Genomic DNA, 25,656 nt, shown 5'->3' with positions numbered 1-25,656 from the left:
GGTGGCTGCACTGCGGCTGTGTTCACCATAGTGCGGGTTGCGGGGCGCTGGGTCCTTTGCTGAGTAGCGTGATGGCGGCTTTGTCCGCGGGTGGCTGGCCGCTGCTCTGCTGGAGAAGCGGCGGCGAGGGTGGAAGGGGGTGGGGCGCCGCTGTTGTCCGCAAGGTGGAGCACTCCCTTGTGGCGGAAAGGCGCGGCCCGGAACCCTCCTGTGCAATGACCATGGGAATTCTTAGGGCGAAACGGGCATGATCAGATGCGCCCCCATGGTCATCGGCGAAATGTGGTTGAGGGCTGCCGATTCCTTCCGTGTTTCGGAATCCCCCTCACGCAAAGCGGAATCCCGTGTTTTCGGGCGGTTCTATGCGACAAATCAGGGCGCCCGACACCCCAGCGTCCCCGAACGCCGGGGGATCGAATCCCTGGATCGCGCCTTCCCTGCCCCATTGGCCGTCGGCCCCTTGTTCGGCAGAACATCGGATCGTCTGATCGAGAATTCACCGTGCCCGAAAAAGGTGCTTCGGCCTCACGGGAGCAGTGAGGAATGCGAGGATGATGACGAAGGTCGCTACGGTATGGCCCGTGACATCCAAGCGCAGGGGGCGGAATAAGAGGACCGCGATCCGTACCGGCCCGCAGCCTACCGATGAGCACGACATCGTGTTCTATCGCGCGCCAGACGGAACGATGCCCGCTCAGGAGTACTTGAACTCAGTACCGGCGACGATCCGTGCTCGCATCCGTAGTGCCGCGATTGCGGTAGCTCAAGCTCCGCCAATGCGCTTTGCGGGCGGCGGCTACTGGGAGGCCATGCGCGGATCCATGACAGGGTGGTTCGAGATTCGCGTAGACGGCCCGCCGAATCGTACGCACTATCGGGTGTTCTGCCTGCTCGACTACGAAGCCAAGGGGGTCGACAAGCCGTTGCTCGTGCTCGTGGACGGGCGCACGAAGGCATTTCGTACGACCTTGCCGGACTCCGACTACGCGGCCGTACTCCTGCTCGGGAAGGACTACTTCAGCCAACAGCCGCGTCCCATCGGGTGAGCGGACGCGGCTGGCGGGCAGTGGGCTACTCCTCAAGCCGAGATGACTTGCTGGGACTTCCCGCCTTGGGTCATCGGCTTGGTGACGGCTTCTCGCTCTTCAGGTGTCATGGGCTCCAGGACGACCTTCATGCCGAGAGCGGCGGCCACCTCGGCGAGTGTGCCGAGCGTCGGATTCGCCTTGGACGACGACAGAAGGCGGCGCACCACAGCGGCATCGGAGCCGATCGCGCGGGCGAGCTCGGCTTTGCTCATCCCTGCGGCCACGCGCGCGTCGTCGATGGCGTTGATGATCGTGTCAATGGTGCGCACGCGGGCGGACTCGGCGGCGAACTCACGGGCGTACTCAGGGTCGCTCAGGTCGCGCTTGTGGTCGTCCCAGAAGGCGCTGTGCATGACGATCGACCTCATCCTTCCTGGTGGGGCCCTATCATTCCAGCACGACCGTTGCATTTATGCAACACCCGAGCAAGCCTCCCAGGTTGATCGGGGTGAGTCCGATTCGTTGAGAGGCCCTGCGGCGGTAGCTGGCACTAGGTATCGTCCTGGCGACATGGGAGGTCCGGAAGGAGTCCGGACTCGGTCTGAGCTGGGAGTGACCCATGCCGAAGCTGGTGCGCGACCGTATCCCCGGCATCATTCGGGCCGATAGTGCCGAGCCAGTGATCACCGTGGCAGCGCACGAGGAGTACGTCCGCGAACTACGCCGCAAGCTCGAAGAGGAGGTCGCCGAGTACCTGGAGGCCGACGGGCCGCAAGCGGTCGAGGAGCTGGCCGACATTATGGAGGTCGTCCACGCTTTGGCGGCGGTTCACGGTCGCGGCGCGGACGGCGTGGAGAGGGTGCGCCAGGCCAAGGCCGACGAGCGCGGAGCTTTCACTGGGCGGTTCATCTGGCACGGCAACCGCTGACCGACGGTGCAGCTGACGGGGGGTCGCTTCGTGACAGGCATGGCCCTGCACCCCCGATGCCCGCTTCTACACTGCCCTCATGGTGACGGCGTCGACGCTCTGCCTTGTGGTCTCAGGTGCTCCTGCCCCCGAAGGCGTGCCTGAGTTGGTCAAGGTCCTCCAGGCCGATGGTTGGCGAATCATGGTGCTGTCGACTCCGACCGGGGTGCGGTTCCACGATCCGGACCAGCTCGCGGAGCTCACCAGGGAGCGGGTGCGCGTTGAGTACCGGATGCCGGGGACCGGAAAGCCGCTGCCGCCTGCGGATGCGGTCCTCGCCTGCCCGCTCACCTTCAACTCGACCAACAAGTTCGCCAACGGCCATGCCGACAACTTCGCTATCGGGCTGCTGTGCGAGATGGTCGGCTACCGCGTCCCCACCGTCGTCGTGCCGCAGTGCAAACCCCAACTCGCCGACCACCCGGCCTTTCAGCGCTCTCTTGACGTGCTGCGGTCCATGCCAGCCGTCACGGTGCTGCACGACCCTCACGCCCCCTACGAGGCCCGTATGCCCACGTGGGCCGAGGTCGTCACCACCCTCCGCTCCGTGGCCACCTCCCACTAGGCGAGGAGGCCGAACGTGGACGCAGCCATGCGAGGCCAGATCATCCGCCGCGCCCGGCGCCGCCGCGGCCTCTCCCAAGCTGCGCTTGCCGGGCTCGTCGGACGCTCTGAATCCTGGCTGTCCCAGGTCGAGCGCGGCAAGCGCGACATTGATGCCCACAGCGTCCTCACCCGCATGGCCCACGTTCTCCGTCTGGACATCACGGACCTGACCGGCACCGAGGCCCCAGACAGCGAGGTGCGCTACACGGCAGCACGCGAGATCGAGCGCGCCATGATGCGCTACACCAGCCTGGAAACCATCGTCGAGGAATCCCGCGGCGAGCATCCCATCGACGTCGCCCGCCTGCGCGCCGAGGCTGACCACACCTATGCGGCTTACCAGGCCACCCGCTACAACGAGGTGGGGCGCTGGCTTCCCCTCGTGATCTGGGGGAATGTAGGGCGATATCTTCTCGCGGAGTCGAACGCGACCATGCGACTGGGGTGGGCCTGAGCCGCGGCGCGACGTTCGAGCACAACTCTGCGATCGCGCTCATCACGCAGGCGCCTGAGGTCCTCGTAGCCGCCCGGCGAGATGAGTACAGCGGCGACCGTCCCATCCCGGGTCACGGCTGCTGACGTACCGCCGTCCATCACCCGCCCGATCACCTGCGCGAGGCGACTTCGGAGCTGCTCCATGGTGACTGTGCCCATAGCCCTTGATCCCAGAAATCCCGAGTTCGCGTGTGCCCCCTGCATCCCTGCCTGCGCGGGGCCTACCGAGGTCGTTGGTCTCAACGGCACGCCACTACGGGCGTCCTGTCCCATACACATACAGCAGGGCGGTCAGCGTGGTTCCCGACACGATTTTGCGTTCGGTGACTAGCTTCGGTATGTGGGGGAGCGGTACCCACTCGATGCGCTCGGCTTCCCAGTCCTCGGCCGGGTCGCCGACGTGCTCGGCGGTGTCAGCGAAGAAGATGTGGTGCTCGCTGTCGCTGATGCCGGGGGTCGGCTGCGTGTAGATGAGGGGCCGTAGCGGACCGGGCCGCCACCCGGTTTCTTCCTCGACCTCCCGGGCCGCCGCGGCGGCCGGGTGCTCACCGGGGTGGACGCCGCCGATCGGGATCTCGTAGCCCCACGTGTCCGGAATGAACCGATGCCGCCACTCCAACAGGACCTCGTCGCGGTCGTTCATGACGACGGCGCCCGCCCCGGGGTCGGTGCGGATCAGCCGATGCTCCAGGTGCCGACCGCCGGTGATCTCCACGTCGGCAAGGCGGATGTCCAGCCACCGGTCGGTGTACAGCGGCTGCTCGGAGTGGACAGTCCAGCGCATGCGGCAGCTCCCCGGAGACGGCGGTGTCGCGTCCCAGGACATCACAATCCCAGCCGAAGTTCCTCATCGGCCTGCTCAGCGAACTCGCGTACCTCCGGATCACGACTGCGACCGGCAATCGCCCGGCGCACCTGGTGCACCCGGTCTTGCAACCTGTCCGACTCCATCCCACGCACCCGTGCCAGCATTTCCCTGGCCGGCTCCACCGCCTCGTGCACCCGGCCGCGCTGCGCCCTGATTACCGCGAGCCCGGCATACCGGTGCACCTGGCCGCGAAGGTGCGCCTGGCCGCCAGTGCGCACCGCCTCATCCGCGTATTCCTCGGCCGCGCCAAGGTCGCCGAGCTGCCGCAGCGCCTCGGAGTGCTGCGTCTCGACCAGACCAGGCTGGACATACGAGGTCTCCTCGGGTTCCTCCTCTATGCGGATCCGCCCGGACATGGACTCCGATCGCGCCATCTGGGCGTGGCAGGAGCGCTGGTCGCCGAGTCGCGCATAGGCACGGGCCTGCATGGTGCACAGGTCGGAGACCAGCGCCGGAGTGAGGTCGGGCCCTGCCGCACGCAGAGCCGTCTCGCAGTACTGGATGACCAGCCGGTACTCCGCAGCGGCCATGGCTTGGTTCGCGAGCAGCGCAACGACGTAGGCGCCGAAGCGGCGGTCCGCCGAGGCCTTGGCCATCCGCAGGGCGGACAGGAAGTAGCGTTGCGCCAGCGCTTGACGGGGCGCGTCATAGGCGCAAATGCCTGCGAGCGCCGTGAGAGACCCGACGGTGCGGTAGAGGCGCCGCCCGGTTGCGTCGGAGAAGGAGGCCGACAGCATCGGTGTGACCTGCTCCGCCAGGAAGCGCGCCAGCCGAGGTCGGACCGGAATACCGCCCGCGCGGCGGTACATCTCCTCGTAGCGGTGGCGGGCTGTGTGGAGGCGGTTGACGTCCCGGATGCCAATGGAAGTTCGGCCGGAGCCCGATACGTCGAGGTCGCCGGGAGGGTTCTCCCATTCGAACAGCGGCATGATCACCGCCGCTCCGCCCACGGGCCGGGCGTCCTTCAGGAAGGACTCGTGGCGGGCGTCTCGGCGCCACATGGCTGCGGTCCGGGTGGCGACGGCGCCGAGGTCGCTGGCGTTCCCGGACGCGGCGCCGCGGCCCATCCCTATGTCGCTCATGGTGATCGTCCTGCCGAGCCGTTGGGTCAGGACATCGCAGATGACTTGCGGTGCCCGGCCGCGTGGAGTGGCATGGTCCCGGATCCAGCGGGCGACGGCGGTGTGGTCGTAACGTGTTCTGAGCACGCGGTTCACCCGGGAAGCGAGCCCTGCGTTGGAGATTCCTGCCTCCTCGATGAGGCCGGCCAGGAGAATATTTGGCTCGGTCATTTCGGTGCCTCTCGATTCACACCCCGCGTGAAAGCGGTCCCACACGCCTGTGTGATCACGCCCTGCCGGTGATCGGTGACCCGACGATATCCCTGAGGGCATGGATGGCCGAAGTACTTCCGTCGACACCCTCTCTGAGGAGAGGCGTGAGCGCTACCCGCAAGAGGTCACAGCACCCGACGCCGTGGTCCCGGCCGCTCGGTTCGACGTGCAGGACGTGCTGTGCCAAGGCCAGCGCAACGCCGCCCGGCCGCCGCGGGCGGGCCAGTGACCACCGATCATGGCGCCGTCGAGGAGTGGCTGCGTGCCACCTACGGCGGGCAGTATCGGATCTACCGGAGCCGATACCACTGGTCTGCCGATCCCACTGACCCTGGCTTGGCGCCCATCGTTGAGGACCTGGATGACGTGGACGCGTTCGTGCGGCAGCTGGAGAACCCGGCCCGGCGCCCCCCGCCGAGCGATCGGATTTACGCCGGCCCCCAGACCTGACCCTCCGAGGCCGGTTTCTCACCGCACCCGCCGCCTCTCCGGCGATGATGCCGCGCGCCTCTGATGACGTGCTCACCGAGGAGCGCAGGTACTACAACCGTTACGGGCGAAAGAGCCTCGCTGCCCCGCTACTCGACGCCAAGCAGATGGTTCTGTTCAGCAGCGTTCCGTTGTCGGACGCCGCAGCATTGACTGAGGCGATGGCGGCGGTACAGCAGGTGTGCACCGAGCAGAACACAGCGAGGGTGCACTCGGTGATCAGCGACAGGATTTGAGGCGGGATGGACCTGGTCGAGATCGAGCGAAAGCGGGAGATCGGAACCGCTGAGGAATCCGTGCGGCGGCACTTGTCCGAAGCCGGGTGGCACGCATCGGGGCCGGTGGTGGAGACCGACGACTACTACAGCCGTCCCGATGTGGACTTCATGGAGACGGTGGAGTGCCTGAGGATCCGGCGCAACGGAGCATCCGCTGAGGTCACCTACGAACCGCCGACGACGGCCGTGACACACTCCGCTGGCGATGTGATCGCCAAGCGGGAGACGAACGTGGCACTGGGAGACGGGCAGGCGGACGCGGCCGGACGGCTCCTTGCTGCGCTGGGCATGGTTCACCTGGTCACGGTGGCCAAGCGGAGGACCCTCTACCGGCACCCACACACTCCCGGCCTCACTGTCGCAATCGACGTGGTCGACAACGTCGGCATCTTCGCCGAGGTGGAGGTGCTGCGCAGTGAGGCCGCGGACGGGAGGGAACTCTTGGAGGAGATCGAGCGCGGGCTTGGCCTCACGGGGTTTCCCGCCGTCGACCTTCCCTACCGCGATCTCGCTATGGCCCGATCCGTGCGAGCTTGGCCGGCTGGCCTTCATCTTCTTTCAACGGGACGCCCCTCCCAGCCCTCTGTTGATCTCGGCGAAGTGCACCGAATGATCGCCGATATTCGGTGCACTTCGCCGAGATCAACAGAGGAACCGCTGGCGTCACCACCCCAGGAGGCCTAGGAGGTGGGTCAGGAGCATGGCGCCGATGATGGCGCAGGAGTAGGGGAGTTGCTCGCAGATGGTGAAGAGCGAGCGGGTCTGGCCGGCGGTTTCGTTGAGGGTGCGGTGCTTGTAGGCGGTGTATGCGCGGTGGTTTTCCGGTCTGCGGGACCAGGCCTGGAGCGCCGGGTGAGAGGGGACGGGCTGCCGCGCGTGGCGGCCGGGGCCGGGGAGGCGCGAGCGGTCGGGCTTGGTGGCCGGTGGGGGTGCCGAGGCGTAGGGCCGGTAGCGGCGTGAGCGCGTGGGCCTGGCCGTGGGTGGGGCGGGCCGCTGCTGCTGTGGGGTGCGCATGGGGTTGCTCCTTGGGGGGTGTTCGTGGCTGTTCGTGGGCGGGGTGCCCGCCCGGCCTCTCGTTCCGGGGCGGGCACCCCTTCTTGGGCGGCGCCGGCCGGGCCCGCTCTTCCCCTCCATTGCCGGAAGCGGGCGGCGGCGCCTGTGGGGTAGGTTCTGTGGCGGCCGCTCCGGCCCTACTTGCCTTAGGGCCGGGGCGGTCTTGTCGTGTGTGGCGTCAGCCCAGGGCGGGCGCGCGGGTGAGGGTGAACCACACGGTGCGGGAGACGTGGTCGCCGTAGGTGCCCCAGGCGGCGGAGAGGGCTTCGACCCAGAGCAGGCCTCGGCCGGTTTCGTTCCAGGCGCGGTTGCGCTTGGGGCGCGGGGCTACGCGGCGTGCGCCCCGGCCGCAGACAAGGACGCTGATCTCCCGGGCGAGCAGGTCCACCGTGACGGAGAACGGGCGCGGCTCGGCCAGCAGCCCGGTCTTGGGGCAGGCGGCGTTGCGGACGTCGCCGTGGATGAGCGCGTTGGACGCGAGTTCGCTGGTCAGTAGCTGTGCAGTCGATCGGGTGTCGGGATCCTCGCTGGACAGGACCCAGGCGACACAGTCGCGGGCGGTCCGGACCTCACCAAGCCGCAGGCCGGGGAGGAAGAGAGTCGTTACGTCGGTCCGAGGGCTGTGCTGGGCAGAGATTGGCATGGATCTCTCCATTCCACCGACGAGGTGGTGTGAGCGTCGGCACACTGTCAGTATTGGACAGCTTCGGACGCTTGGCAAGTTGTCAAAGACATTTTGCCAAAGAAAGTCAGCGACGTACCCTGATGGCATGACGGAGGCAAGAGGCATGGCGGCAGCGAGCCCGACTGCGCGGCGTCGACGGCTGGGCATGGAGATGCGGCGGCTGCGCAAAGACGCAGGGATGACGCTCAGCCAGGTGGCTGAATCGGCAGAGTGCGATGCTTCATGGCTGAGCCGCGTCGAGAACGGCCGCCGGAGTATCAAGCCGCGTGATCTCCGGCTGCTCCTCCAGATCTATGGGGCCAGCAATGAAGAGGCCGAGGCGCTCGTCACGCTCTCACGAGAGTCCAAGCTCAAGGGGTGGTGGCAGACGTTCGAGCAGGGCGCCATTCCACCCTGGTTTGAGCGCTATGTGGGCTTGGAGAATGAGGCCGCGTCGGTCTTTGGGTATGACAACCAGCTGGTAACAGGACTGCTGCAGACGGAGGAGTACTCCAAGGGAGTCCTGCTTGCAGCGCGCCCGGAAGTGCCGCCTGAGCGCATCGAGGAGCAGGTTCAGGCTCGGCTTGAGCGCCAAAAGCTCTTGACCAGGGAGATTCCGCTGCGGCTGTGGGCGATCCTTGACGAGGCGGTCCTGCACCGCCCCGTCGGAGGTAGGCAGGCATTCGGCAAACAGCTCGAACACATCTTGGAGCTGTCGGAACTCCGCGAAGTCACAGTTCAGGTACTGCCCTTCGCGGAAGGAGGACACGCCTCCCTCGGGACGTCGTTTGCGATCCTCAGCTTTCCCGAGCAGTCGGATCCTGATGTGGTCTACATCGAAGACCTCACGAGTAGCCAGCACCTCGAATCCGCGGAAGATGTTGCCCGGTATAATCTGGTATTTGACCATTTGCAATCATCTGCGTTGTCAGATGTCAAGTCCAAGGATTTCATCGCCCGCGTGATGAGAGACTTCGCATGATGTGGAGGTGCCTGCACCGTGACGCTTCGAGTGCCTGAGGCTGGATGGCGTAAGTCCAGCTACAGCAACGCAGGAGGCGCCTGCGTCGAGGTTGCTCACCTTCCTCCCGACTTCCGCAAGAGCAGCCACAGTACGGCTCAGCAGAACTGCCTTGAGGTTGCGCAGGTTCGGGCGCACTTTCGCAAGAGCAGCCACAGCGGTACTGGCAACAACTGCATTGAGGTGGCAGATCTTGGCATCGCTACGGCGGTGCGTGATTCGATGCATCGAGGTCTGGGGCACCTGGCCTTTGGCGCTGGTGAGTGGTCGGCCTTCCTCCAGATCGTGAAGGCCGGCGGGCTCGGCCGCTGACGATTCGGTCATGGAGGTCGGGGCGGGGGAGATCCCGCCCCGACCTTTTGCTTGGGGTTATCGGGGTTACTCGCCGTGCCAGGTGCGCCAGAGGGAGGCGTACGAGCCGTTGCGGGCGAGGAGTTCGTCGTGGGTGCCCAGTTCCGTGATGCCGCCGTTCTCGACCACGGCGATGCGGTCGGCGTCGTGGGCGGTGTGGAGACGGTGGGCGATGGCGACGACCGTGCGGCCTTCCAGCACTCCGTTGAGCGACCGTTCCAGGCGGCGGGCGGCGCCGGGGTCGATCAGGGAGGTGGCCTCGTCCAGGATCAGGACCCGGGGGTCGGCCAGGACCAGGCGGGCCAGGGCCAGCTGCTGGGTGTGGGCCGGGTCGAGTTCGAGTGCGCCGGTGCCGACCCGGGTGTCCAGGCCCTCGGGCAGGTCGCGGACCCAGTCCGCGGCGTCGACCGCCTCCAGGGCCGCCCAGATCTCCTCGGCGGTGACGTCGCCTTCGCGGGCCAGGGCCACGTTCTCGCCGAGGGTGTCGCCGAACACGTGCGTCTCCTGGGTGACCAGCACGACCCGGCTCCGCTGTTCGTGGGCGGGCAGGGCGGCCAGGTCCGTCCCATCGACGAGAACGGTGCCAGAGGTCGGGCCGTGGATTCCGGCGATCAGCTTGCCCAGGGTCGACTTGCCCGCGCCGCTGGGGCCGACCATGGCCAGCCGCTCGCCCGGCCGCAGCGCGAGGTCGACGCCGTGCAGCACCTCCTGGTCCGGGCGGTAGGCGAAGCGGACGTCGCGGAGTTCGACCGCTGCGGCCGCCGCCGTGACCCGCGCGGGTGACGCCGCCGCCGCGGTCGCGGTGTCGTGTCCGGTGGCCGGGTGCTCCGATGAGGCGAGCCGGACACCGAGGAGCCGCCGCATCGCCGCGAAGCCGTACATCAGGGAGTCGAGCTGCATGATCAGCCGGTCGAGCGGCTGGATGAGTTGGGTCGTGAACAGGGTCGCGGCGGTGGCCTGGCCCAGCGTCACGACGTCCTGGGTGTAGAGCCAGCCGCCCATGAGGAAGGTGGCGGCCACCGGCAGCCCGTAGCCGAAGTCCAGGATCGGGAACCAGACCGACCGCAGCCAGAGCGTGTAGCGCTCGGCGGCGTACGCGCGGGAGATGTTCGCGTCGCCGCGGGCGGTCATGCGCTCGGCGCGGCGCAGGGCCTCGATGGTGTGCGCGCCCTCCACCGTGTCGGTCATCCCCTGGGTCAGGTCGCCGTAGGTGGCCAGCTCCCGGTCGTAGCCCCGCGGTGCGCGCCGCAGGTACCACCGGGTGCCCAGCCAGAACACCGGGACCGACGTGAGCGCGGGCAGCAGGAGCAGGGGGTGCACGGCACCGATGGCGGCGATCGTCAGGGTGCAGGTGACCACCGCGATGATGGTCTCGGGCAGGGAGTAGCGCACCACGTGTGCCAGGTGGCCGATGTCGCGGCCGGTGCGGGTGACGAGGTCGCCGGTCCCGGCACGCTCCACCTTCGCCAGGGGAAGGCGCAGGACGGCGCGCATGAAGTCCTCGCGCAGCTCGGCGAGGAAGCCTTCGCCGAATCGGATCGCCTGGGCGACCGATCCGTAGGTGAACGCGGCGTGCACCAGCACCGCCACCGCGATCAGCGCGACCGTGAGGTCGATGCGCGCGGCGGTGGTGCCGTCCCGGACGGCGTCGATGATGGTGCCGAGCAGCCAGGGCGCGGCCAGCCCCGCGATGGCGGCGACCGCGTGCAGCGCGACGATCGAAACGAGGATGCGCCAGTGCGTGCGGCCCGCCGCCGCCAGCCGTCGGCGCACGTGGGCGGAGTCGGTGATGGGCAGGATCTCGCGGTGGGGCCGGTCCGGTGTGTGCGGGGCCGCACCCTGGTGGTCCTCGGCGGCGCCGGTGGTCGTGGCGGTCATCTGCTCTCTCCTGCGCTTGCCGGGACGGCCCTGCCGGTGGCGGGGGTGTCGCCGTCGTCGTCCGCCGCGGAGCGGAGCACCGTCCGCGCGTACCGCGGCTCCGTGCGCAGCAGCTCGCGGTGTGTCCCCTCGGCCACGACCCGCCCGCCGTCGACGAAGACCACGTGGTCGGTGCGGTCGAGGAGGAGCGGGCTGGTCGTCAGCACGGCGGTCGTGCGGCCCTGCCGCGCCGCGCCGAGTCGGCCGGCGATGGCCGACTCGGTGTGCGCGTCGACGGCCGAGGCCGGTTCGAGCAGGATCAGCACATCGGGGTCGGCGAGCAGGGCGCGGGCCAGCCGGAGCCGCTGCTGCTGACCGCCGGAGAACTCGCGGCCGTGGTCGGCCACGTGACCGTCCAGCCCCCCGGGCAGCGCATCGACGATGTCGTCGGCGCAGGCGGTGCGGACGGCCGCGTGGATGCGTTCGTCCGTGGCCCCGCCGTCGGGGGAGAGCTCGCCGCGCAGGGGCCCGGAGAATAGCACCGCGCCGTTGGCGGCGACGAGGATGCGCCGGCGGACGTGGTCCAGCGGCAGGTCCCGGAGCCGGGTGGGGCTCGCGGCCCCGTCCGGCCCTCCGGCCGCTGCGGGGCGCATGGTCACGTCGGAGTCGGGGTCGTCGTGGTAGCGGCCGAGCCGGTCGGCGATCAGCGTCGCCTGTTCCATGTCGGTACAGGCGATGCCGGTGAGGCGGTCGGCCCGGACGGTGACTCCGCTGCCCGCGTCGTGCAGGTCGACGGGCCCGTCGGGGGCGTCAGCGGGCTGTTCGGGTTCGGGGAGGTCGTGGGGGAGGGACAGGATCCGGACGATCCGCCGGGCGGACACGTGTGCGCTGACGATGAAGTTCGTCGTGCGCATCAGATCGCTCACGGGGATCATCAGGAACGCCGTGTAGCCGTAGAAGGTCACCAGCTGGCCGGGGGTGATCTCGCCCGCGAGGGCGAGGCGGGCACCGAGCCAGATGATCCCGGCCATCAGCAGGCCGGGCAGGAGGACCTGGAGCGCGTGGAGTGCCGCCGTCAGCCAGCCGACGTGGACGCCGGCGGCGCGGGCGCGCTGGGACTCGGCGGTGTAGCGGGTCTCCGACACCCGCTCGCCGCCGATTCCCCGCAGGACGCGCAGCCCGGCGACGATGTCGGTGGCGCGGGTCGCGACCGCGGCCTGGAGGTCGCGCTGTCGGGACTCGCGCCGGTGCAGGGGGCGCAGGAGGGGGCCCGAGCACAGCACGATCAGCGGCACCCCGATGAGGACGGCCAGCCCCATCTGCACCGATGACCACAGCATCAGCGCGCTGACCAGGGCGATGGTGAGGACGGCGGAGGCGAGCCGGGCGACCCGCTCGAACATCTCGCCGATGTCGTCGATGTCGGTGGTGCCTACGGCGACGACCTCGCCGGTCGGCAGCCGCCGGGTGAGCGTGGCGCCAAGGTGCGCCGACCTCCGCGTCACCACCTGGACGGTGCGGTAGGCGGAGGCGTACCAGTTGAACGCCTCGGCGCGGTGGGTCGGGGTGATGAGGAGCGCGATTCCGACGCTCATGGCGAGCAGCGCCGCGCCCCACAGCAGCAGCCGCTCCGGGTCACCCGAAGCCAGCCCGTCGTCCACGGCGGCCCCGAGAACGACCGGGTGCAGCGCCTGGAGGGACATGTAGACGGTGAGGTAGACCGCGGCGACGGCCAGCGGCCACCACTGCCTGCGCGCCAGCCAGAGCAGGTACCGCCCGGCCGATCGGTGGTCGGGGGTTCCTGGATCGCGTTCGGGAAGGGCTCGCACAGCGTCGCAGGTTATCCACGGGAGAGTGTCCGGCGCCAGAGGTTTTTTACCTGCGGGAAGCAGCGAATCCCTGCTGATCTGGGGAGATCGCGGTCTGGCCGAAGTCGGCTATCCCCTTGCCGCGCGTAGGCCGATCGGCCTATCTTTGCGCCATGCAGCCGAAAATCAGTGCGGTCGGCCGAAAACGCAACCCCTTCATCGAGGCCGCCCGTCGGGTGCAGATCATCAAGGCGGCGACCGAGACCGTCGCCGAGGTGGGATACGCGCAGGCGTCACTGGCCCGCATCGCTCAGCACGCGGGCATCAGCAAGAGCGTCATCTCCTACCACTTCGCGGGCAAGGACGACCTGCTCGAACAGGTCGTGACGCAGATCTTCGACGACGGCTGGGCACTCATCGAGCCCCGGCTGGCGTCCGCGCGCACCGAGACCGAGCGGCTGCACGTCCACATGGAGGTGGAGCTCGACTACTGGGGAGCGAACCGGACCCGGTACCTGGCCATGGCGTCCATCGTCGACGGCCACCGTACGAGCGACGGGAAGCCGCGGTTCGCCCAGAAATGGGAGGAGACGGTCACGGTCCTCCAGGATCTCCTGAGCAAGGGACAGGAGAACGGGGAGTTCCGCGACTTCGATCCCCGGGTCGTCGCGGTCACCGTCCGGCAGGGCATCGAGGGGGCGCTCGACCAGTGGGCGAGAAACCCCGACCTGGACCTGAAGGCCTATACGGCCGAGCTGATCACCCTCTTCGACCTCGCGATCCGAAAGTGACGCCGGACCGGCGCGCTTCCGGGCACATCCGACCGACCGCGGACGCCATCCCGAGAGGAGAGACCGTCGTGCGAGTCGAACGACACCCGTTCACCACCCTGCTCGAAGCCGACATCACCGACTACCGGAAGGCAGGGGTCGTCCGTGTCCCCCGCCTGCTGTACGGCGAGTCCCTCATCCACGCGCGCGGGGCCGCGTGGGAGGCCTACCGGTACGAAGCCGAACCGCGGTGGGACCAGCGGGGCATGACCGTCCTGCGCGGCGCCGGCGACTGGCGCTCCGAGGGGACCCTGCGCGACCTCGTCCTGGGCCCGCTGGGGGAGTCGGCCTCCGCTCTCACGGGGCGGGCGATGCGCCTGTTCAGCGGCTGCTTCCTCTACCAGGAGCCGGAGTGCGGCAGGCCGACCGTGCGCTACAGCGACGCCCCCTACGACCCTTACGACTCGGCGGAGACGATCACCGCCTGGGTCGCCCTCTCCGACATCCCTCCGGAGCGCGGCTGCCTCTCCTTCATCCCCGGCTCGCACCGGGACCTCGGCATCGTTCCGGTCCTGCGCGGACCCTCGGTCACGCTGCCGCTGGCCGCGGGCGACGCCGTCTTCCACAGCGCCCGCACGGTCCGCTGGGCGAACGGCAACACGACCACGGAACCGCGCATCGTGCTGAGCGCGAGATACATGGCGGCGGACGCCACGTACAACGGGCGCCCCGACCCGGTTACCGACCCGCTCGGCCTGACGGTCGGCCATCCCCTCGGCGGAGCGGACTTCCCCCTGATCACAGGAGCGCTTCATGAGTGAACGGCGCGCAGCGCCCCGGCCCGGAGCCCCGTCCGGTGCGGCGGACGGGGCAGGGGCACACAGCGGCGACCCCCGCCTCCCCGAACCGCCCCCGCCGCTCTCCGCCCTCTCCTTCGGCCGACCGCCCGACCTGGTCTGGCGGGTGGCGGCCGTGGCCGTCGCCGCGACCCTGCTGTGGCCGCTGGTGGGGTGGGTGGTCCGCACGGTCACCGGGCCGGGCTACAGCCTCGCCGGGCACGCGCTGTCGGCGGCGCTGGTCAGCCTGGTCGCCATTCCGATGGTCGTGCTGGCGCGCCGCCACCTCGACCGGCGCCCGTGGAGCGGCCTCGGCCTCACCCCACTGCGTGAGGGATGGCGGCACCTGCTGCTGGGGATGGCCGTCTGGTCGGTGCCGGCCGCCGTGGGCACCGCGGTGTGCGTGGCGTTCGGCTGGACGCGCATCACCCTGCTCACCTCGGTGCCCGAGGCGCTGCTGTTCATCGTGGTGCTGGCCGTCCTCGTGCTGTTCTACGAGGCCCTGCCAGAGGAGCTGGTCTTCCGCGGGTACCTGCAGCGCAACCTCATGACCGCGATGCGGCCGGGCGCCGCGGTGCTCGCCCAGGCGGTGCTGTTCAGCCTGTTCGGCGCCGTGCTGTGGGGCGTCCTGGGTGACGAGCCCATCGGCCTCGCCCGCTTCCTGGTGCTTCTCGCGGTGGGGATCGTCCTCGGCTGCATCCGCGTGGTCAGCGGCAACACGTGGGCCTGTGTGGGTTTCCACCTGTCCTTCCAGGTCGCCGCCCAGGTCCTGCTGGCCACGGATGCGCACGGCCAGTTCGCCGTCGGCGACCCGCTGCCGCTGTTGCTGATCGCGTTCGCGTTCCTGCCCTGCGGCCTCGCCGTGCTGCTCTACCAGCTCGCCCACCCCGCGCCCGTGAACTGGCGCACCCCAGAACCCGACCGGGAGCCCTGAGGGGGACGGAGCCTCAGGGGAGTGGCGTGCCGGCGTCGCGCGCCGGCGGCGTCGGCACCGCCACGTACCTCCGGCCCTCCACCCGCGCCTCTCCCCCTGATGATCTCGGGGGAGAGGGGGATCAGCCGACCAGGCCCCGGTCGGCGAGCTCGTCGATGACCCGCCGCACGGCCGGGGCGCAGCGGGACCGGCCGGCGCTGTCGAGCCAGGCCAGCTCGGCGATCTCGTTGGTCGGGACCGGATCGCCGTCGTGCTCGGCGACGTAGCAGGACAGCCGGACCCGGGTGCCCTCGGGGTAGCCGTCGGCCAGCTCGTCGACCACCGTGAACGGCCGGATCGTGCCGGGGCGCAGCGCCACCGAGACTTCCTCCTCGACCTCGCGCGTCACCGCGGCCTCGGGGCTCTCCCCGGGCTCCGGCTTGCCGCCGGGCAGGTAGAAGAGCTCCCGGCCGTGCGTCCGCGCGCACAGCAGGCGCCCGTCGCGCACGTGTACCCACGCGATGGCGTCGATGACCGGCGCGGGCGAAGCGGATGGCACTGGTGTTCCCATGGCGAACACCCTAGACGACCGCTCCGACCGCCCCCTGGCACGTCGGATGGGGCGGTTGCGACGCCGTCAGCCCGGCCCGGCCAGCCCTTCCATCACGGCCCGGTCCTCCTCGCCGAAGCGCTCCTCCAGTTCCTCCGGTGAGGCGTCGGTGTCGATGCGGGAGAGCGGGACCCCGCGGGCGGTCTCGATGGCGCCCAGGCGGCGCCGGGCCCGGTCGTCGGCGTAGCGCTGCAGTTCGCCGTCGGGCAGCTCGTACCTCTGCTCCTCCGGGCCGACGATCTCCTCCGCGCGGCGCCCGACCGTCTTGATCAGGTGCGGCATCAGCTCTTCCAGCCGGTCGGCGATCACCTGCCAGTTGGCGTCGTCGGCGGCCACGTGGCGCCGGCACGTGAAGGTGCCCCACGCCATGTGGCGGCGCTCGTCGTCGCCGATGTGCCGGATGATCCTGCGCATCCCGGGGAAGATGCCGCGCGCCCGGCACAGGTGGTTCCAGGCGTAGTAGCCGGTCAGCGCCAGCGAGCCCTCGATGACGTGGTTGTAGGTGACCGACGCGCGGACCTGGTTGCGGGGGCTGGGGTCGCGCTCCAGGGCTCGCAGCGCCCCGGGGAGCTCCTCGTAGAACAGCGCGCAGTAGCCGGGGTTGGCGTCGACATAGGCATGCAGGTCGTCGGTCACCCCCAGCGCGTCCAACCACAACCGGAAGGCCTGGACGTGCCTGGCCTCCTCGAACGCGAACTGGGTCAGGTACATCTCGTCGCCGATGCGCCCTTCGGCGGCCATCGCACCGATGAACGGCCGGATGTCGGAGGTGACGGCCTCCTCGCCGGCCACGAACTGCGCGCACAGGCGCAGGACGCGGGTCCTGGTCTCGCCGCTGAGCGCCTGCCAGTCCTCGGCGTCGCGGCTCAGGTCGATGTCGGCGGGGTCCCAGAACTTCGCGTTGCCTTTCGCGAACAGCCGCAGTGGCAGGGAGCCCCAGTTCAGTCCGCCCGAACGCAGGGAGTGGAAGCCGTCGCGGTAGGGTTCGGCGGGCGCGGGTACGGGATGGTCGGCCATGGGGGTACCTCCAGGATGGCTCCGGACCTTCCACGATGCGGCGCGCACCGGCGGACTGTAAAGGGCGGGCGCACCCGCAGAACGCATCGGCGCCGATCACACCGCCGAAACGGTACCGTCGATATGGTGCCGTCCACCGGGCGGCCGACCGGGGCCCTTCGACCCTCGAACCGGGAGAACCGTTGTTCTGTGGCGAGCTGAGCGGCGACAACTACACCGAGTGCGTCGCGCAGATGCAGCTCTTCGCCGTGGCGTCGCTGATCCCCGCGATGCTCGCGATGATCCTCATGGTCGCCGCCTTCGTCACACCCGCGATGCGCAGGAACTCCGAGCTGCGCGCGCGGACGCTCGTCTACGCCCTCATCGCCTGGGGCGTCGCCGGGTTCACTTACGTGCTGGGCGGGCTGCCCTCGTTCTGACCCCGCCGGGTGGCCCCGCCGGGCTGATCCCGCCGGTGCTGCGGCCGTCCGGGCGCGCGGGCCCGCGCGCGGTCAGATCTCCTCGCCGGCGAGGACGTCTCCGGCGTCCATGATCCGATAGGCGTAGCCCTGCTCGGCGAGGAAACGTTGGCGGTGTGCCGCGTAGTCCTGGTCGAGGGTGTCGCGGGCGACGACCGCGTAGAAGCGGGCGCTGCGTGCGTCGGACTTGGGGCGCAGCAGTCGGCCGAGCCGCTGCGCCTCCTCCTGGCGGGAGCCGAACGACCCCGACACCTGGATGGCCACCCCGGCCTCGGGCAGGTCGATCGAGAAGTTGGCGACCTTGGACACCACCAGGGTGCGGAGTTCCCCGGCGCGGAACGCGTCGAACAGCCGTTCGCGCTCCTTCACCCGTGTCTCGCCTTTGATCACCGGCGCGTCGAGCTCCGCGCCGAGTTCGTCGAGCTGGTCGATGTAGGAGCCGATGACGAGGGTCTGCTCGCCCTCGTGCCGCCGCACCAGCTCCCGGACCACCGCCGTCTTGGCGGAGGTGGAGGAGCAGAACCGGTACTTGTCCTCGGGTTCGGCGGTCGCGTAGGCCAGCCGCTCGGATTCCGCGAGGTCGACCCGGACCTCCACACATTCGGCCGGGGCGATCCAGCCCTGGTTCTCCATCTCCTTCCACGGCGCGTCGTAGCGCTTGGGGCCGATCAGCGAGAACACGTCGCCCTCGCGGCCGTCCTCGCGCACCAGCGTGGCGGTCAGGCCGAGGCGGCGGCGTGCCTGCAGGTCGGCGGTCATCCGGAAGATCGGGGCCGGGAGCAGGTGCACCTCGTCGTAGATGATCAGGCCCCAGTCGCGCGCGTCGAACAGCTCCAGGTGGCTGTAGACGCCCTTCCTGCGTGCCGCCATCACCTGGTAGGTGGCGATGGTGACCGGCCGGACCTCCTTGCGGGTGCCGGAGTACTCACCGATCTCGTCCTCGGTGAGCGTGGTGCGCCGCAGCAGTTCGTCGCGCCACTGGTGCACCGAGACGGTGTTGGTGACGAGGATCAGCGTGGTGGCCTTGGCCAGCGACATGGCCGCCGCGCCGACGAGCGTCTTCCCGGCGCCGCAGGGAAGCACCACGACGCCCGACCCGCCGGAGTGGAAGCCGTCGGCCGCCTCGCGCTGGTAGTCGCGCAGTGTCCAGCCGTCTTCGGCGAGGCCGATGGCGTGGGCTTCGCCGTCGACGTACCCGGCGCCGTCCTCGGCCGGCCAGCCCAGCTTGAGAAGGGCCTGCTTGAGGTTTCCGCGCTCGCTGGGGTGCACGGCCACGGTGTCGGGCTCGATCCGCTCGCCGAGCATGCCCTTGATCTTCCTGGCGCGTACGACCTCCTCCAGCACCGCCTGGTCCAGGGCGTGCAGCACCAGTCCGTGGGCGGGGTGGGAGAGCAGCCGCAGCCGCCCGTAGCGGTCCATCGTCTCGGCGATGTCGACCAGCAGCGAGTGCGGGACGGGGTAGCGCGCGTACTCGATCAGGGCGTCGACGACCTGCTCGGCGTCGTGCCCGGCGGCGCGCGCGTTCCACAGCGCCAGCGGGGTGATCCGGTAGGTGTGCACGTGCTCGGGTGCCCGTTCCAGCTCGGCGAAGGGCGCGATGGCGCGTCGGCACGCGTCGGCCAGGTCGTGGTCGACTTCGAGCAGCAGGGTCTTGTCGGACTGGACGATCAGGCAGGACACGCGTACCTCGCAGAGGTGATCGGAAGGGGCGGGGCGACCTCGGTGCGGTGTGCGCACGTCGCGGGCCGGGCCCGTCACCCAGGGTATGCGCGCGACAGGGTTGCGCCACCCCGGGAAGCGTATACACTCGATCCTGACTGAAAATTCAGTCAGGATGTCCGGAGCGTCCGGACGCCGAAAGGGGAAGTGAACATGCCGGACTTCGCACCGCCGCGCCGTGACCTGCTGCGTTTCGGAGCACTTGCCGGGGGCGCCGTGCTCCTCGGCGGGTGCGCGGGGTCCGACGGGGAAAGGGGAGCCGCAATGCCGGCCGACAACAGTGGAACCACGGGGGGCGGCGCCGGCGACGCCGCGTACACCATGCCCTCCGAGCGGACGCCGCACGAGCGGACGTTCATGGCCTGGCCGGCCGGCGCGCCGTACTGGGAGGAGCTGATCCCCGGCGTCCGCGCCGACATCGCCCGCATCGCCCGCGCGATCGCCGACTTCGAGCCGGTGACCATGCTCGCCCGCCCCGAGCAGGCGGACGACGCGCGGCGGGCCTGCGGCTCGGGCGTGGAGGTCCTGCCCCTGCCCGTGGACGACCTCTGGGTCCGCGACAGCGGTCCGACCTTCGTCCATGGCTCCGACGGCCTCGTCGGAATCGACTTCGGGTTCAACGGCTGGGGCGGCAAGCAGGACCACGACGACGACGGCGCGGTCGCGCGTCGGCTGCTGGAGGAGATCGGCGTCCCCCGGGTGCGGGCGTCCATCGTCGGTGAGGGCGGTGCCATCGAGATCGACGGTGAGGGCACGCTGATGGCCACCGAGAGCTCCTGGGTCAACCCCAACCGCAACCCGGGCATGAGCCGGGACGAGATCGAGGCGGAACTGCGCCGTGTCCTGGGTGTGCGCACGGTCGTGTGGCTCGCCGGGGTCGCGGGCGCGGATGTCACCGACGCGCACATCGACAGCCTCGCCAGGTTCGCGCGGCCGGGTGTCGTACTGCTGAACCGCTCCGTGCCCGACGCGTCCGACGAGGTGTGGACGCGCTGTGAGGACGAGGCGTTCGCAGTGCTGTCCGAGGCCGCCGACGCCGAGGGGCGGAGGCCGGACGTCATCGACCTCCCCGAGGCCGACCCGCGCCGGATCGGCGATGTGGGCGAGGCGTTCCTGCCGTCGTACATCAACTACTACGTCGCCAACGGCGCGGTCGTCATGCCCGCCTTCGGTGACCGGGAGGCCGACGACCGCGCCGCCGGGATCATCGGGGACCTGCACGCGGACCGGGAGGTCCGCCAGGTGCGGATCGACTCCCTGGCCGAAGGCGGTGGGGGCATCCACTGCTCCACCCAGCAGCTCCCGGTGTCCGACCGCTGACCTCGCCGCCGCACCCCTGCCGCACCCCTGCCGCACCGCGGCCCCCGGCCGTTGGCCGCGGTCGCGGCGGGGGTGCGGTCCGGTAAGGATGGAACCGTGAACGACGCATCGGACAAGCTGGACAAGTCGGATAAGCGGCGGGCCCTGCTCGACGCGACCTGCAGGGTGATCGCGCGGCGCGGGGTCCGCGGGCTGCGCGTGGAGCAGGTCGCCGAGGAGGCGGGGACCTCCACCGCGCTCATCTACTACCACTTCAAGAACCGGCGCGGCCTGCTGGCCGGGGCCATGGCCCACGTGAACGAGCGCGCCGACCGCTACACCGATCCGCTGGCCGGCGGGGACGGGGACGGGGACGGGTGGGACCGCCCCGCCGCCGACCTCCTGCGCGAGGTCGTCCTCCGGGAGGTCCAGGACACCCCCGAAGTCCGCGCGAACTCCGCGGTCTGGGGCGAGATGTGCGCGGCGGCCGTCTTCGACGAGTCGCTGCGTCCCCTCGTCGCGGAGTCCACCCGCCGATGGAACGCCGACCTGGCCGAGATCATCCGCGACGGCCGACGCGACGGCAGCATCCCCGCCGGAACGGACCCGGAGACGACGGCGGAGCGGCTGACCGCCCTGGTCGAGGGGGTCGGTGCCCGATGGCTCGCCGGGGTGATGACCACGGAGGCCGCGCACGCCGTGCTGCGCGACGCCGTCGACGCCCTGTGATCCGGCCCCCGGCCCCGGGCGGGACGACCGGGGGTCAGGCGAAGGCGATCACGACGGCGAAGAATCCGATGACGAGCAGGAGGATGCCGATGTGAATCCAGTTGCAGATCCACGTGTACTTGGTGAGTTTGCGGGCCTCAGCGGGCTCCGAGGTGCGCTTGGCCAGGGCGATCGCGCCGAGGACGATTCCGACGAGGTTGGTGCCGCTGCAGAGCATGGCGGTCACGACCGCGACGATCATGGCGCCGACCAGGCCGCCGGTGCTCGGCGGCTCCTCGACCGGCCCGCCACCGGGGTAGGGCGCTGGGTAGCCGGGCATGTAGGGCGGCGGGTAGGCGGGGTGTGGAGAGGCCTGCCCCCACCCCGTGCCGGGCTGGCCGCCCGCCTGCGGCTCATAGCCGCCGGTCGGCCTGTTCCAGTGCCCCTGTTGGGGGTCGGGCCACTGTGCGCTCATCGTCGTGCAACCTCCGGGGATCGTCAGGGGCGGGCCGCGCTTGCGCACCCGGTCGTACTTCGACGGTGAAGAGGGCCGACCGGTTGCGGGCGGCTGCGGCCGATTCCGGCCAGAGGTGGGGCCTCACACCGTACCGACGGGGGCGAACATCCAGGAGGCGATGATGACCACCAGGGCGATGTAGGCGAGCGTGCACGCCCAGGTGTGTCCGATGGAGCGTTCGACCTCGGCGGGGTCGGCGGTCTTGGTCAGCCCCAGGATCCCCAGGACGATGCCCGGGATGTTCATCAGCAGGAAGAGCAGGGGCTCACCGACCACGAGGAAGAATATCGGGAACACCAGGGTGAGGATCGCGCCGACGAGGGCGGCCACGGCGCTCCCCACGCGGGCCGGAGGGCCGCACGGAGCCGGACCGTGGCAATGCGGCGCCGCGGGGACGCCCGGCGGCTCGAAGCGGGGGTGGGCGTGCGCCGGGTGGGCGGCAGGCCAGGGGGGCGCCGGGTATCCCGGGTACGCCGCGGACGGCGGCAGCGGTGCCGGCGCCGCGGGAGGTGCGGCCGGGGGCGCCCAGGCGCCGGACCCGGACCCGTTGCCGCCGCCGGGGTGGCCACCGCTCCGGTCGGCCCGGTCCCACGGCCCCGCCCCCGCAGGGGCGTCCCAGTACCGCGGCACCCGCGGCCACTGCTCGTCCATCGTCTCCCTCCGCTCCCCGTCCCTTCGTTGATCTCGGAGATATCGGGGTCTCACGGCCGATTTTTACCCCGATATCCCCGAGATCAACGAAGGGTAGCCGCTTACCAGTTGGGCACCGGGGCGATGCCCTCCACCCAGGAGCCCGCCTGGGTGAGGATCCACAGGGACAGCACCAGCATGACCGTGAACATGACGGCCGCGGCCCCCAGGCAGTACCAGGAGTAGCGGGTCAGCGTCTCGGCCTCCAGGTAGCGGCCCTGGTCGCGCTTGTGCGCCGCGCGGACCGCGAACACGATCCCGATCACGCCGAAGATCCAGTTGGCGCAGCACAGGAACGTCATGGCGTGCAGGATGAGGGCCATGGTGGAGCTGCTCGCCCCGCCCCCCGCCGTCGGCCGATGCGCTCGACCGTCGTCCCGCACCGCCGACACAGCCTCGTGCCCGCGGCCGCGCGCCCGGTCCGGCCGGTCGTCGTCCCGGGGTGAGGAGGCCCCCGGCGGCAGCGACTGGTTGCTCATCGATGTCGTCCCGTCCCTACTCCGCGAATCCGTCGGCCACGGCGCCGCCCCCATGTGTACCGCCCTCGGCGCCAGGCTCAACCTACGCAACGACCGCCCTTCCCCCAATGCCGGATCCCCGGATTCTCCGATGATCTCGGGGAGATCGACCGAATACCGGCGAGAATTCGGTCGATATCCGGTCGATCAATGGAAGAAGGGCGCGGGGAGGGTCAGGTGTCCAGGTCGGCCACGCCGGTGATGCGGTGGACGGCGAACCGGTGCACCGCGGCGCGCGTCGCGTCGTAGCCCGTCATGTAGCCCCCGTCGATCCGGGCGGGTTCCACGATGCGGCTGCTCGCGCGGCCGTCGGTGTCCAGGTAGCCGATCCACACGCGGCGCCCCTGCTCCGTGGCGGCCGTGAGCGCGGCGAGCGTGGCGGAGGTGGCGGAGCGCGGGGGAGCGGCGTCCGGAGCCGGGACGGGGCGGCGCACCGCCGTCGCGGCCTCGTCCCCGGCCCGCACCGCCCGCACCGCGGCCATCCGCAGTGCGGGGCCCACGGGTGCGGGCTCGTCGAACTCGCGGGCCGGCCGGCGGTCCTCCGCCCGGCGTTCCTCCGGCCCGCTCAGCCGCACCGCGCCGGTGGTGTCCTCGGGCACCGGGTGGTAGCCCAGATCGGTCAGCCGGTCCAGCAGGGTCGCGCGGGCCGTGCGGGAGGCCACGACGGTGGGCGCCAGCCGTACCAGCATCAGGTCGGCGGTGCGGCGGTCGCCGAGCAGTTCGTCGAGCACCGTCGGCTCGTCGCAGCGCAGGTAGCTCGACGCGGTGCCGACGCGCAGCCGGCCGTGCCGGCGGGCGACGTCGTCGATGAGGTAGCGCAGCGCCTGGGGCAGCGGGGTCTGGGAGTGGCGCTCCAGCAGAGCGGTGATGTCGGCGGCACCGCGCCCCGCGTCCAGGGCGCGGCGGATGGAGGCGTCGGTGAACCGGTACACGGTGGCGCCGCCGGTCGACTCGACGTCGGCGGCCAGCGCCAGCTCCCGGGCCAGGTCCCAGACGAGGGGGCCGGGGGCCACGGCGGTGAGGTCGCCCTGGACCAGGATGTGCTCCAGCGGGGCGGGCAGCTCGGCGCCGAGCAGGTCGGCGGCGCGCGAGTGGTCCCGCTCGGCGACGGGGGTGTCCTGGTCGGCGGCCTCCTCCAGCAGCGCCCGCGTGTGCGGGGCGATGGCACCGCGCCCGGTGCAGCCGAGCAGTGCCGCCTCCCGCAGGGTGATGTCGATGAGGCCGGCCGTGGCCGGGCTCTGGCGGCGCGGGCGCAGCCAGGCCAGGTACGCGGTCACCGCGTCGGGGGTGGGTGCGGTCTCCTCGGGGGCGGCGGCGAGCGCGTGCAGGACGTCGCGGCGGACCTCGGGGGCCGAGCGGCGGTCCAGGCCCTCACCGAGGACGTTGCGCGACCGGCCGCGGGCGTCCGCCGACGCGCTCAGCCCGGCCACCCGGGTGGAGCGGAGCCACGCCTCGGCCAGCCGCAGCCAGCGCCGTTCGGGTGCGGAGCGGCGCCACAGGTCGTAGCCGGGGGTGGGCAGCCACTCACCGCCCACCTCGGCGTCGGCGGCCAGCAGCCCGGCGGCGTGCGCGGTCTCGATGAGCAGCGCGGCGGTCGGCTCGTCGGTGTCCAGGCTCTGGGCGGCCCGGCGCAGGTCGCGGACGCCCAGGCCGCCGTTGCGCAGCACGCCCGGCGGGTCCTCGGCCCAGCGCTCCAGCAGTTCCTCGACCGAGCGGATCACGGTGAACGCCTGGCCGGCTGCGGCCCGTGTGGCGCGGTCGGGGTCGATCGGGGGGCCGGTGAGCGGCGGCGGGTCGGCTTCGATCGGGTGGAACGGCCGCCCCTCGCGCAGCGCCAGCCCCACCTCCCGAGGGAGGGTGACGGTGTCGGGCCCGGTGGCGACCAGCAGACCGCGGGCGAGCAGGCGGTCGACGGGGGAGGCGGCGGTGGCCGCGTCCACGTCGCGGGAGGCCGCCGATGACACCGTGCCGTCCGGGGGTCCCCACGCGAGCCGGTCCAGTACCTCGCGGGCGCGTGCTCCGGCGTCGGCGATGAGCTCGGTGATCCGATCGGGGGTGGCGGCCGCGGCGATGCGCGAGGCCGGGTCGCCGGCGCCGGTGTGGCCGGTGGGCAGGCCGAGGGTGGCCGCGAGCCGGTCCAACCGGTCGGCGGGCCGCCCGGCGAGCAGGTGGCGCAGCGGCGGGCCGAGCCCGGCCGGCCGGGTGAGGATGTCGCGCAGCACGGTGAGGGGGCGGAGCCGTGCGCCGTCCTCCCACACCAGGGCGGTGCGGTGCAGGGTGGCCAGTGCCTCGTCGAGCCGCTTGCCGGGTGCGTTCAGCGCGGCGGCGAGCCGGTCGCGGTCGACGCCGGGGGCGGTGCCCGCACGGTCGTCGCCGAGTGCGACCAGGCCTTCGAGGACGTTGAGGGTGAAGCGGTCGAGCCGGTCGAGGACGCGCAGGACGGCGGGTCGGGAAGCGGCGCGTGCGGCCAGCGCGCCGATGTCGGCGGGGACCGGGGTGATGAGGTCGGGGCGCGCTTCGAACAGAGCGGCCAGCTCGGTGTCGGAGCGGTCCCGCAGCCACGAGGTGAAGGTGGGGAGCCGCCCGTCGGCCGAGCGCCCCGTATCGGCGTCGTCGATCATCGCTCTTCACGCTATGCCATGCGCGGGGCCGCGACCCGGCGGTGCGGACCGGGTGTCCCGCCCGTGGGGCGCGTGGGGCGGGCCGCCCGCGGTGCGGACCGGAACCCTGGGCCGGTGGGGCGGCGAGGGCGCCGATGGGCACTTGAGTTTCCCCCGGAGAA

General features: G+C 70.9%; 31 protein-coding genes. 16 read left to right on the top strand and 15 right to left on the bottom strand.

Features of this window, described 5'->3' with window-relative positions; genetic code table 11:
* Window positions 1-581: 581 nt before the first annotated feature.
* A complete protein-coding gene (locus tag HNR23_RS19380) occupies window positions 582-1,046 on the top strand; it encodes a hypothetical protein (protein WP_221308179.1) in 465 nt (154 codons plus the stop codon).
* A 32-nt stretch (window positions 1,047-1,078) separates the two neighbouring features.
* Here HNR23_RS19380 and HNR23_RS19375 read toward each other — a convergent pair whose 3' ends face one another.
* Window positions 1,079-1,441 (bottom strand): helix-turn-helix domain-containing transcriptional regulator, encoded by a 363-nt coding sequence (locus HNR23_RS19375; protein ID WP_184077456.1) that lies wholly within the window; start codon window positions 1,439-1,441, stop codon window positions 1,079-1,081.
* Window positions 1,442-1,647: 206 nt separating this feature from the next.
* Here HNR23_RS19375 and HNR23_RS19370 point away from each other — a divergent pair, with 206 nt between their 5' ends.
* The 3 genes from HNR23_RS19370 (at window position 1,648) to HNR23_RS19360 (ending at window position 3,055) form a co-directional block, all read left to right on the top strand.
* A complete protein-coding gene (locus tag HNR23_RS19370; RefSeq protein ID WP_184077454.1) occupies window positions 1,648-1,956 on the top strand; it encodes a nucleoside triphosphate pyrophosphohydrolase in 309 nt (102 codons plus the stop codon).
* A gap of 79 nt (window positions 1,957-2,035) precedes the next feature.
* On the top strand, window positions 2,036-2,560 hold the full coding sequence (locus HNR23_RS19365; protein WP_184077452.1) for a flavoprotein: 525 nt from the start codon (window positions 2,036-2,038) through the stop codon (window positions 2,558-2,560).
* A 15-nt stretch (window positions 2,561-2,575) separates the two neighbouring features.
* On the top strand, window positions 2,576-3,055 hold the full coding sequence (locus HNR23_RS19360; protein ID WP_343070621.1) for a helix-turn-helix domain-containing protein: 480 nt from the start codon (window positions 2,576-2,578) through the stop codon (window positions 3,053-3,055).
* Here the strand turns inward: HNR23_RS19360 and HNR23_RS27665 are convergent.
* The 3 genes from HNR23_RS27665 to HNR23_RS19345 all read right to left on the bottom strand — a co-directional run bounded on the left by HNR23_RS27665 (window position 2,953) and on the right by HNR23_RS19345 (window position 5,256).
* Window positions 2,953-3,240: a hypothetical protein gene (locus HNR23_RS27665; RefSeq protein ID WP_394353827.1), complete on the bottom strand. Its 288-nt coding sequence runs from the start codon at window positions 3,238-3,240 to the stop codon at window positions 2,953-2,955. The two genes, HNR23_RS19360 and HNR23_RS27665, sit on opposite strands and share 103 nt — an antisense overlap.
* A gap of 109 nt (window positions 3,241-3,349) precedes the next feature.
* On the bottom strand, window positions 3,350-3,880 hold the full coding sequence (locus HNR23_RS19350; RefSeq protein ID WP_184077448.1) for an NUDIX domain-containing protein: 531 nt from the start codon (window positions 3,878-3,880) through the stop codon (window positions 3,350-3,352).
* A 41-nt stretch (window positions 3,881-3,921) separates the two neighbouring features.
* Window positions 3,922-5,256: a transcriptional regulator gene (locus HNR23_RS19345; protein ID WP_184077446.1), complete on the bottom strand. Its 1,335-nt coding sequence runs from the start codon at window positions 5,254-5,256 to the stop codon at window positions 3,922-3,924.
* A gap of 100 nt (window positions 5,257-5,356) precedes the next feature.
* On the opposite strand from HNR23_RS19345, the gene HNR23_RS19340 reads away from it, so the two are divergent.
* Genes HNR23_RS19340 through cyaB form a run of 4 tightly spaced genes read left to right on the top strand, consistent with a single transcriptional unit; the run spans window position 5,357 to window position 6,749 of the window.
* Window positions 5,357-5,527, top strand: a complete 171-nt coding sequence (locus tag HNR23_RS19340) for a hypothetical protein (protein WP_184077444.1) — start codon at window positions 5,357-5,359, stop codon at window positions 5,525-5,527.
* Complete coding sequence (locus tag HNR23_RS19335; protein ID WP_184077442.1) at window positions 5,524-5,748, top strand: hypothetical protein; 225 nt, start codon at window positions 5,524-5,526, stop codon at window positions 5,746-5,748. Before HNR23_RS19340 ends, HNR23_RS19335 begins: the two co-directional genes overlap by 4 nt.
* A gap of 44 nt (window positions 5,749-5,792) precedes the next feature.
* Entirely contained in the window at window positions 5,793-6,023 is a 231-nt protein-coding gene (locus HNR23_RS19330) for a hypothetical protein (RefSeq protein ID WP_184077440.1), read from the top strand.
* Between the two features lie 6 nt (window positions 6,024-6,029).
* Entirely contained in the window at window positions 6,030-6,749 is a 720-nt protein-coding gene (cyaB, locus tag HNR23_RS19325; protein ID WP_184077438.1) for a class IV adenylate cyclase, read from the top strand.
* On the opposite strand, the gene HNR23_RS19320 is transcribed toward cyaB, so the two are convergent.
* Both HNR23_RS19320 and HNR23_RS19315 read right to left on the bottom strand, forming a co-directional pair.
* The gene (locus HNR23_RS19320; protein WP_184077436.1) at window positions 6,729-7,079 is read right to left on the bottom strand and encodes a hypothetical protein; all 351 of its coding nucleotides are present in this window, start codon (window positions 7,077-7,079) and stop codon (window positions 6,729-6,731) included. The two genes, cyaB and HNR23_RS19320, sit on opposite strands and share 21 nt — an antisense overlap.
* 217 nt (window positions 7,080-7,296) lie before the next feature.
* Window positions 7,297-7,761 (bottom strand): ATP-binding protein, encoded by a 465-nt coding sequence (locus HNR23_RS19315; RefSeq protein ID WP_221308178.1) that lies wholly within the window; start codon window positions 7,759-7,761, stop codon window positions 7,297-7,299.
* Window positions 7,762-7,888: 127 nt separating this feature from the next.
* On the opposite strand from HNR23_RS19315, the gene HNR23_RS19310 reads away from it, so the two are divergent.
* Both HNR23_RS19310 and HNR23_RS19305 read left to right on the top strand, forming a co-directional pair.
* On the top strand, window positions 7,889-8,764 hold the full coding sequence (locus tag HNR23_RS19310) for a helix-turn-helix domain-containing protein (RefSeq protein ID WP_221308177.1): 876 nt from the start codon (window positions 7,889-7,891) through the stop codon (window positions 8,762-8,764).
* An 18-nt stretch (window positions 8,765-8,782) separates the two neighbouring features.
* Complete coding sequence (locus HNR23_RS19305; protein WP_184077434.1) at window positions 8,783-9,115, top strand: DUF397 domain-containing protein; 333 nt, start codon at window positions 8,783-8,785, stop codon at window positions 9,113-9,115.
* Between the two features lie 66 nt (window positions 9,116-9,181).
* On the opposite strand, the gene HNR23_RS19300 is transcribed toward HNR23_RS19305, so the two are convergent.
* Both HNR23_RS19300 and HNR23_RS19295 read right to left on the bottom strand, forming a co-directional pair.
* Complete coding sequence (locus tag HNR23_RS19300) at window positions 9,182-11,032, bottom strand: ABC transporter ATP-binding protein (protein WP_184077432.1); 1,851 nt, start codon at window positions 11,030-11,032, stop codon at window positions 9,182-9,184.
* Window positions 11,029-12,840 carry an ABC transporter transmembrane domain-containing protein gene (locus tag HNR23_RS19295; RefSeq protein WP_184077430.1) on the bottom strand — a complete coding sequence of 604 codons (1,812 nt, stop codon included), beginning with the start codon at window positions 12,838-12,840 and terminating at the stop codon, window positions 11,029-11,031. Before HNR23_RS19295 ends, HNR23_RS19300 begins: the two co-directional genes overlap by 4 nt.
* Before the next feature lie 152 nt (window positions 12,841-12,992).
* On the opposite strand from HNR23_RS19295, the gene HNR23_RS19290 reads away from it, so the two are divergent.
* The 3 genes from HNR23_RS19290 to HNR23_RS19280 all read left to right on the top strand — a co-directional run bounded on the left by HNR23_RS19290 (window position 12,993) and on the right by HNR23_RS19280 (window position 15,359).
* A complete protein-coding gene (locus HNR23_RS19290; protein ID WP_184077428.1) occupies window positions 12,993-13,610 on the top strand; it encodes a TetR/AcrR family transcriptional regulator in 618 nt (205 codons plus the stop codon).
* A 68-nt stretch (window positions 13,611-13,678) separates the two neighbouring features.
* On the top strand, window positions 13,679-14,410 hold the full coding sequence (locus tag HNR23_RS19285) for a phytanoyl-CoA dioxygenase family protein (protein ID WP_184077426.1): 732 nt from the start codon (window positions 13,679-13,681) through the stop codon (window positions 14,408-14,410).
* Window positions 14,403-15,359, top strand: coding sequence for a CPBP family intramembrane glutamic endopeptidase (locus HNR23_RS19280; RefSeq protein WP_184077424.1), 957 nt, complete (start codon window positions 14,403-14,405; stop codon window positions 15,357-15,359). The genes HNR23_RS19285 and HNR23_RS19280 overlap by 8 nt, the downstream gene beginning before the upstream one ends.
* Before the next feature lie 121 nt (window positions 15,360-15,480).
* Here the strand turns inward: HNR23_RS19280 and HNR23_RS19275 are convergent, their stop codons facing one another.
* Both HNR23_RS19275 and HNR23_RS19270 read right to left on the bottom strand, forming a co-directional pair.
* Window positions 15,481-15,909 carry an NUDIX hydrolase gene (locus HNR23_RS19275; RefSeq protein ID WP_184077422.1) on the bottom strand — a complete coding sequence of 143 codons (429 nt, stop codon included), beginning with the start codon at window positions 15,907-15,909 and terminating at the stop codon, window positions 15,481-15,483.
* Window positions 15,910-15,975: 66 nt separating this feature from the next.
* Window positions 15,976-16,965 (bottom strand): R2-like ligand-binding oxidase, encoded by a 990-nt coding sequence (locus tag HNR23_RS19270; RefSeq protein WP_184077420.1) that lies wholly within the window; start codon window positions 16,963-16,965, stop codon window positions 15,976-15,978.
* 182 nt (window positions 16,966-17,147) lie between these two features.
* Between HNR23_RS19270 and HNR23_RS19265 the strand changes: the two genes are divergently transcribed.
* Window positions 17,148-17,384 (top strand): hypothetical protein, encoded by a 237-nt coding sequence (locus HNR23_RS19265; RefSeq protein WP_184077418.1) that lies wholly within the window; start codon window positions 17,148-17,150, stop codon window positions 17,382-17,384.
* Window positions 17,385-17,456: 72 nt separating this feature from the next.
* Here the strand turns inward: HNR23_RS19265 and HNR23_RS19260 are convergent, their stop codons facing one another.
* Window positions 17,457-19,103, bottom strand: a complete 1,647-nt coding sequence (locus HNR23_RS19260; protein ID WP_184077416.1) for a DNA repair helicase XPB — start codon at window positions 19,101-19,103, stop codon at window positions 17,457-17,459.
* A 303-nt stretch (window positions 19,104-19,406) separates the two neighbouring features.
* Here HNR23_RS19260 and HNR23_RS19255 point away from each other — a divergent pair, with 303 nt between their 5' ends.
* On the top strand, window positions 19,407-20,462 hold the full coding sequence (locus tag HNR23_RS19255; RefSeq protein ID WP_221308176.1) for an agmatine deiminase family protein: 1,056 nt from the start codon (window positions 19,407-19,409) through the stop codon (window positions 20,460-20,462).
* Window positions 20,463-20,558: 96 nt separating this feature from the next.
* On the top strand, window positions 20,559-21,170 hold the full coding sequence (locus HNR23_RS19250; protein WP_184077412.1) for a TetR family transcriptional regulator C-terminal domain-containing protein: 612 nt from the start codon (window positions 20,559-20,561) through the stop codon (window positions 21,168-21,170).
* 34 nt (window positions 21,171-21,204) lie between these two features.
* On the opposite strand, the gene HNR23_RS19245 is transcribed toward HNR23_RS19250, so the two are convergent.
* The 4 genes from HNR23_RS19245 to HNR23_RS19230 form a co-directional block, all read right to left on the bottom strand.
* Window positions 21,205-21,624 carry a hypothetical protein gene (locus HNR23_RS19245; protein WP_184077410.1) on the bottom strand — a complete coding sequence of 140 codons (420 nt, stop codon included), beginning with the start codon at window positions 21,622-21,624 and terminating at the stop codon, window positions 21,205-21,207.
* Window positions 21,625-21,747: 123 nt separating this feature from the next.
* The gene (locus HNR23_RS26965) at window positions 21,748-22,317 is read right to left on the bottom strand and encodes a hypothetical protein (RefSeq protein ID WP_246421807.1); all 570 of its coding nucleotides are present in this window, start codon (window positions 22,315-22,317) and stop codon (window positions 21,748-21,750) included.
* 101 nt (window positions 22,318-22,418) lie between these two features.
* Window positions 22,419-22,835 carry a CD225/dispanin family protein gene (locus HNR23_RS19235; protein ID WP_184077408.1) on the bottom strand — a complete coding sequence of 139 codons (417 nt, stop codon included), beginning with the start codon at window positions 22,833-22,835 and terminating at the stop codon, window positions 22,419-22,421.
* Window positions 22,836-23,047: 212 nt separating this feature from the next.
* Window positions 23,048-25,495 (bottom strand): helicase-associated domain-containing protein, encoded by a 2,448-nt coding sequence (locus HNR23_RS19230; protein WP_184077406.1) that lies wholly within the window; start codon window positions 25,493-25,495, stop codon window positions 23,048-23,050.
* Window positions 25,496-25,656 lie beyond the last annotated feature (161 nt).

Origin of the sequence: Nocardiopsis mwathae, from assembly GCF_014201195.1 — a bacterium.
Taxonomy (GTDB): domain Bacteria; phylum Actinomycetota; class Actinomycetes; order Streptosporangiales; family Streptosporangiaceae; genus Nocardiopsis_C; species Nocardiopsis_C mwathae.
The sequence above is the reverse complement of the archived record's forward strand: the minus strand, read 5'-3'. Positions and strand labels throughout refer to the sequence as shown.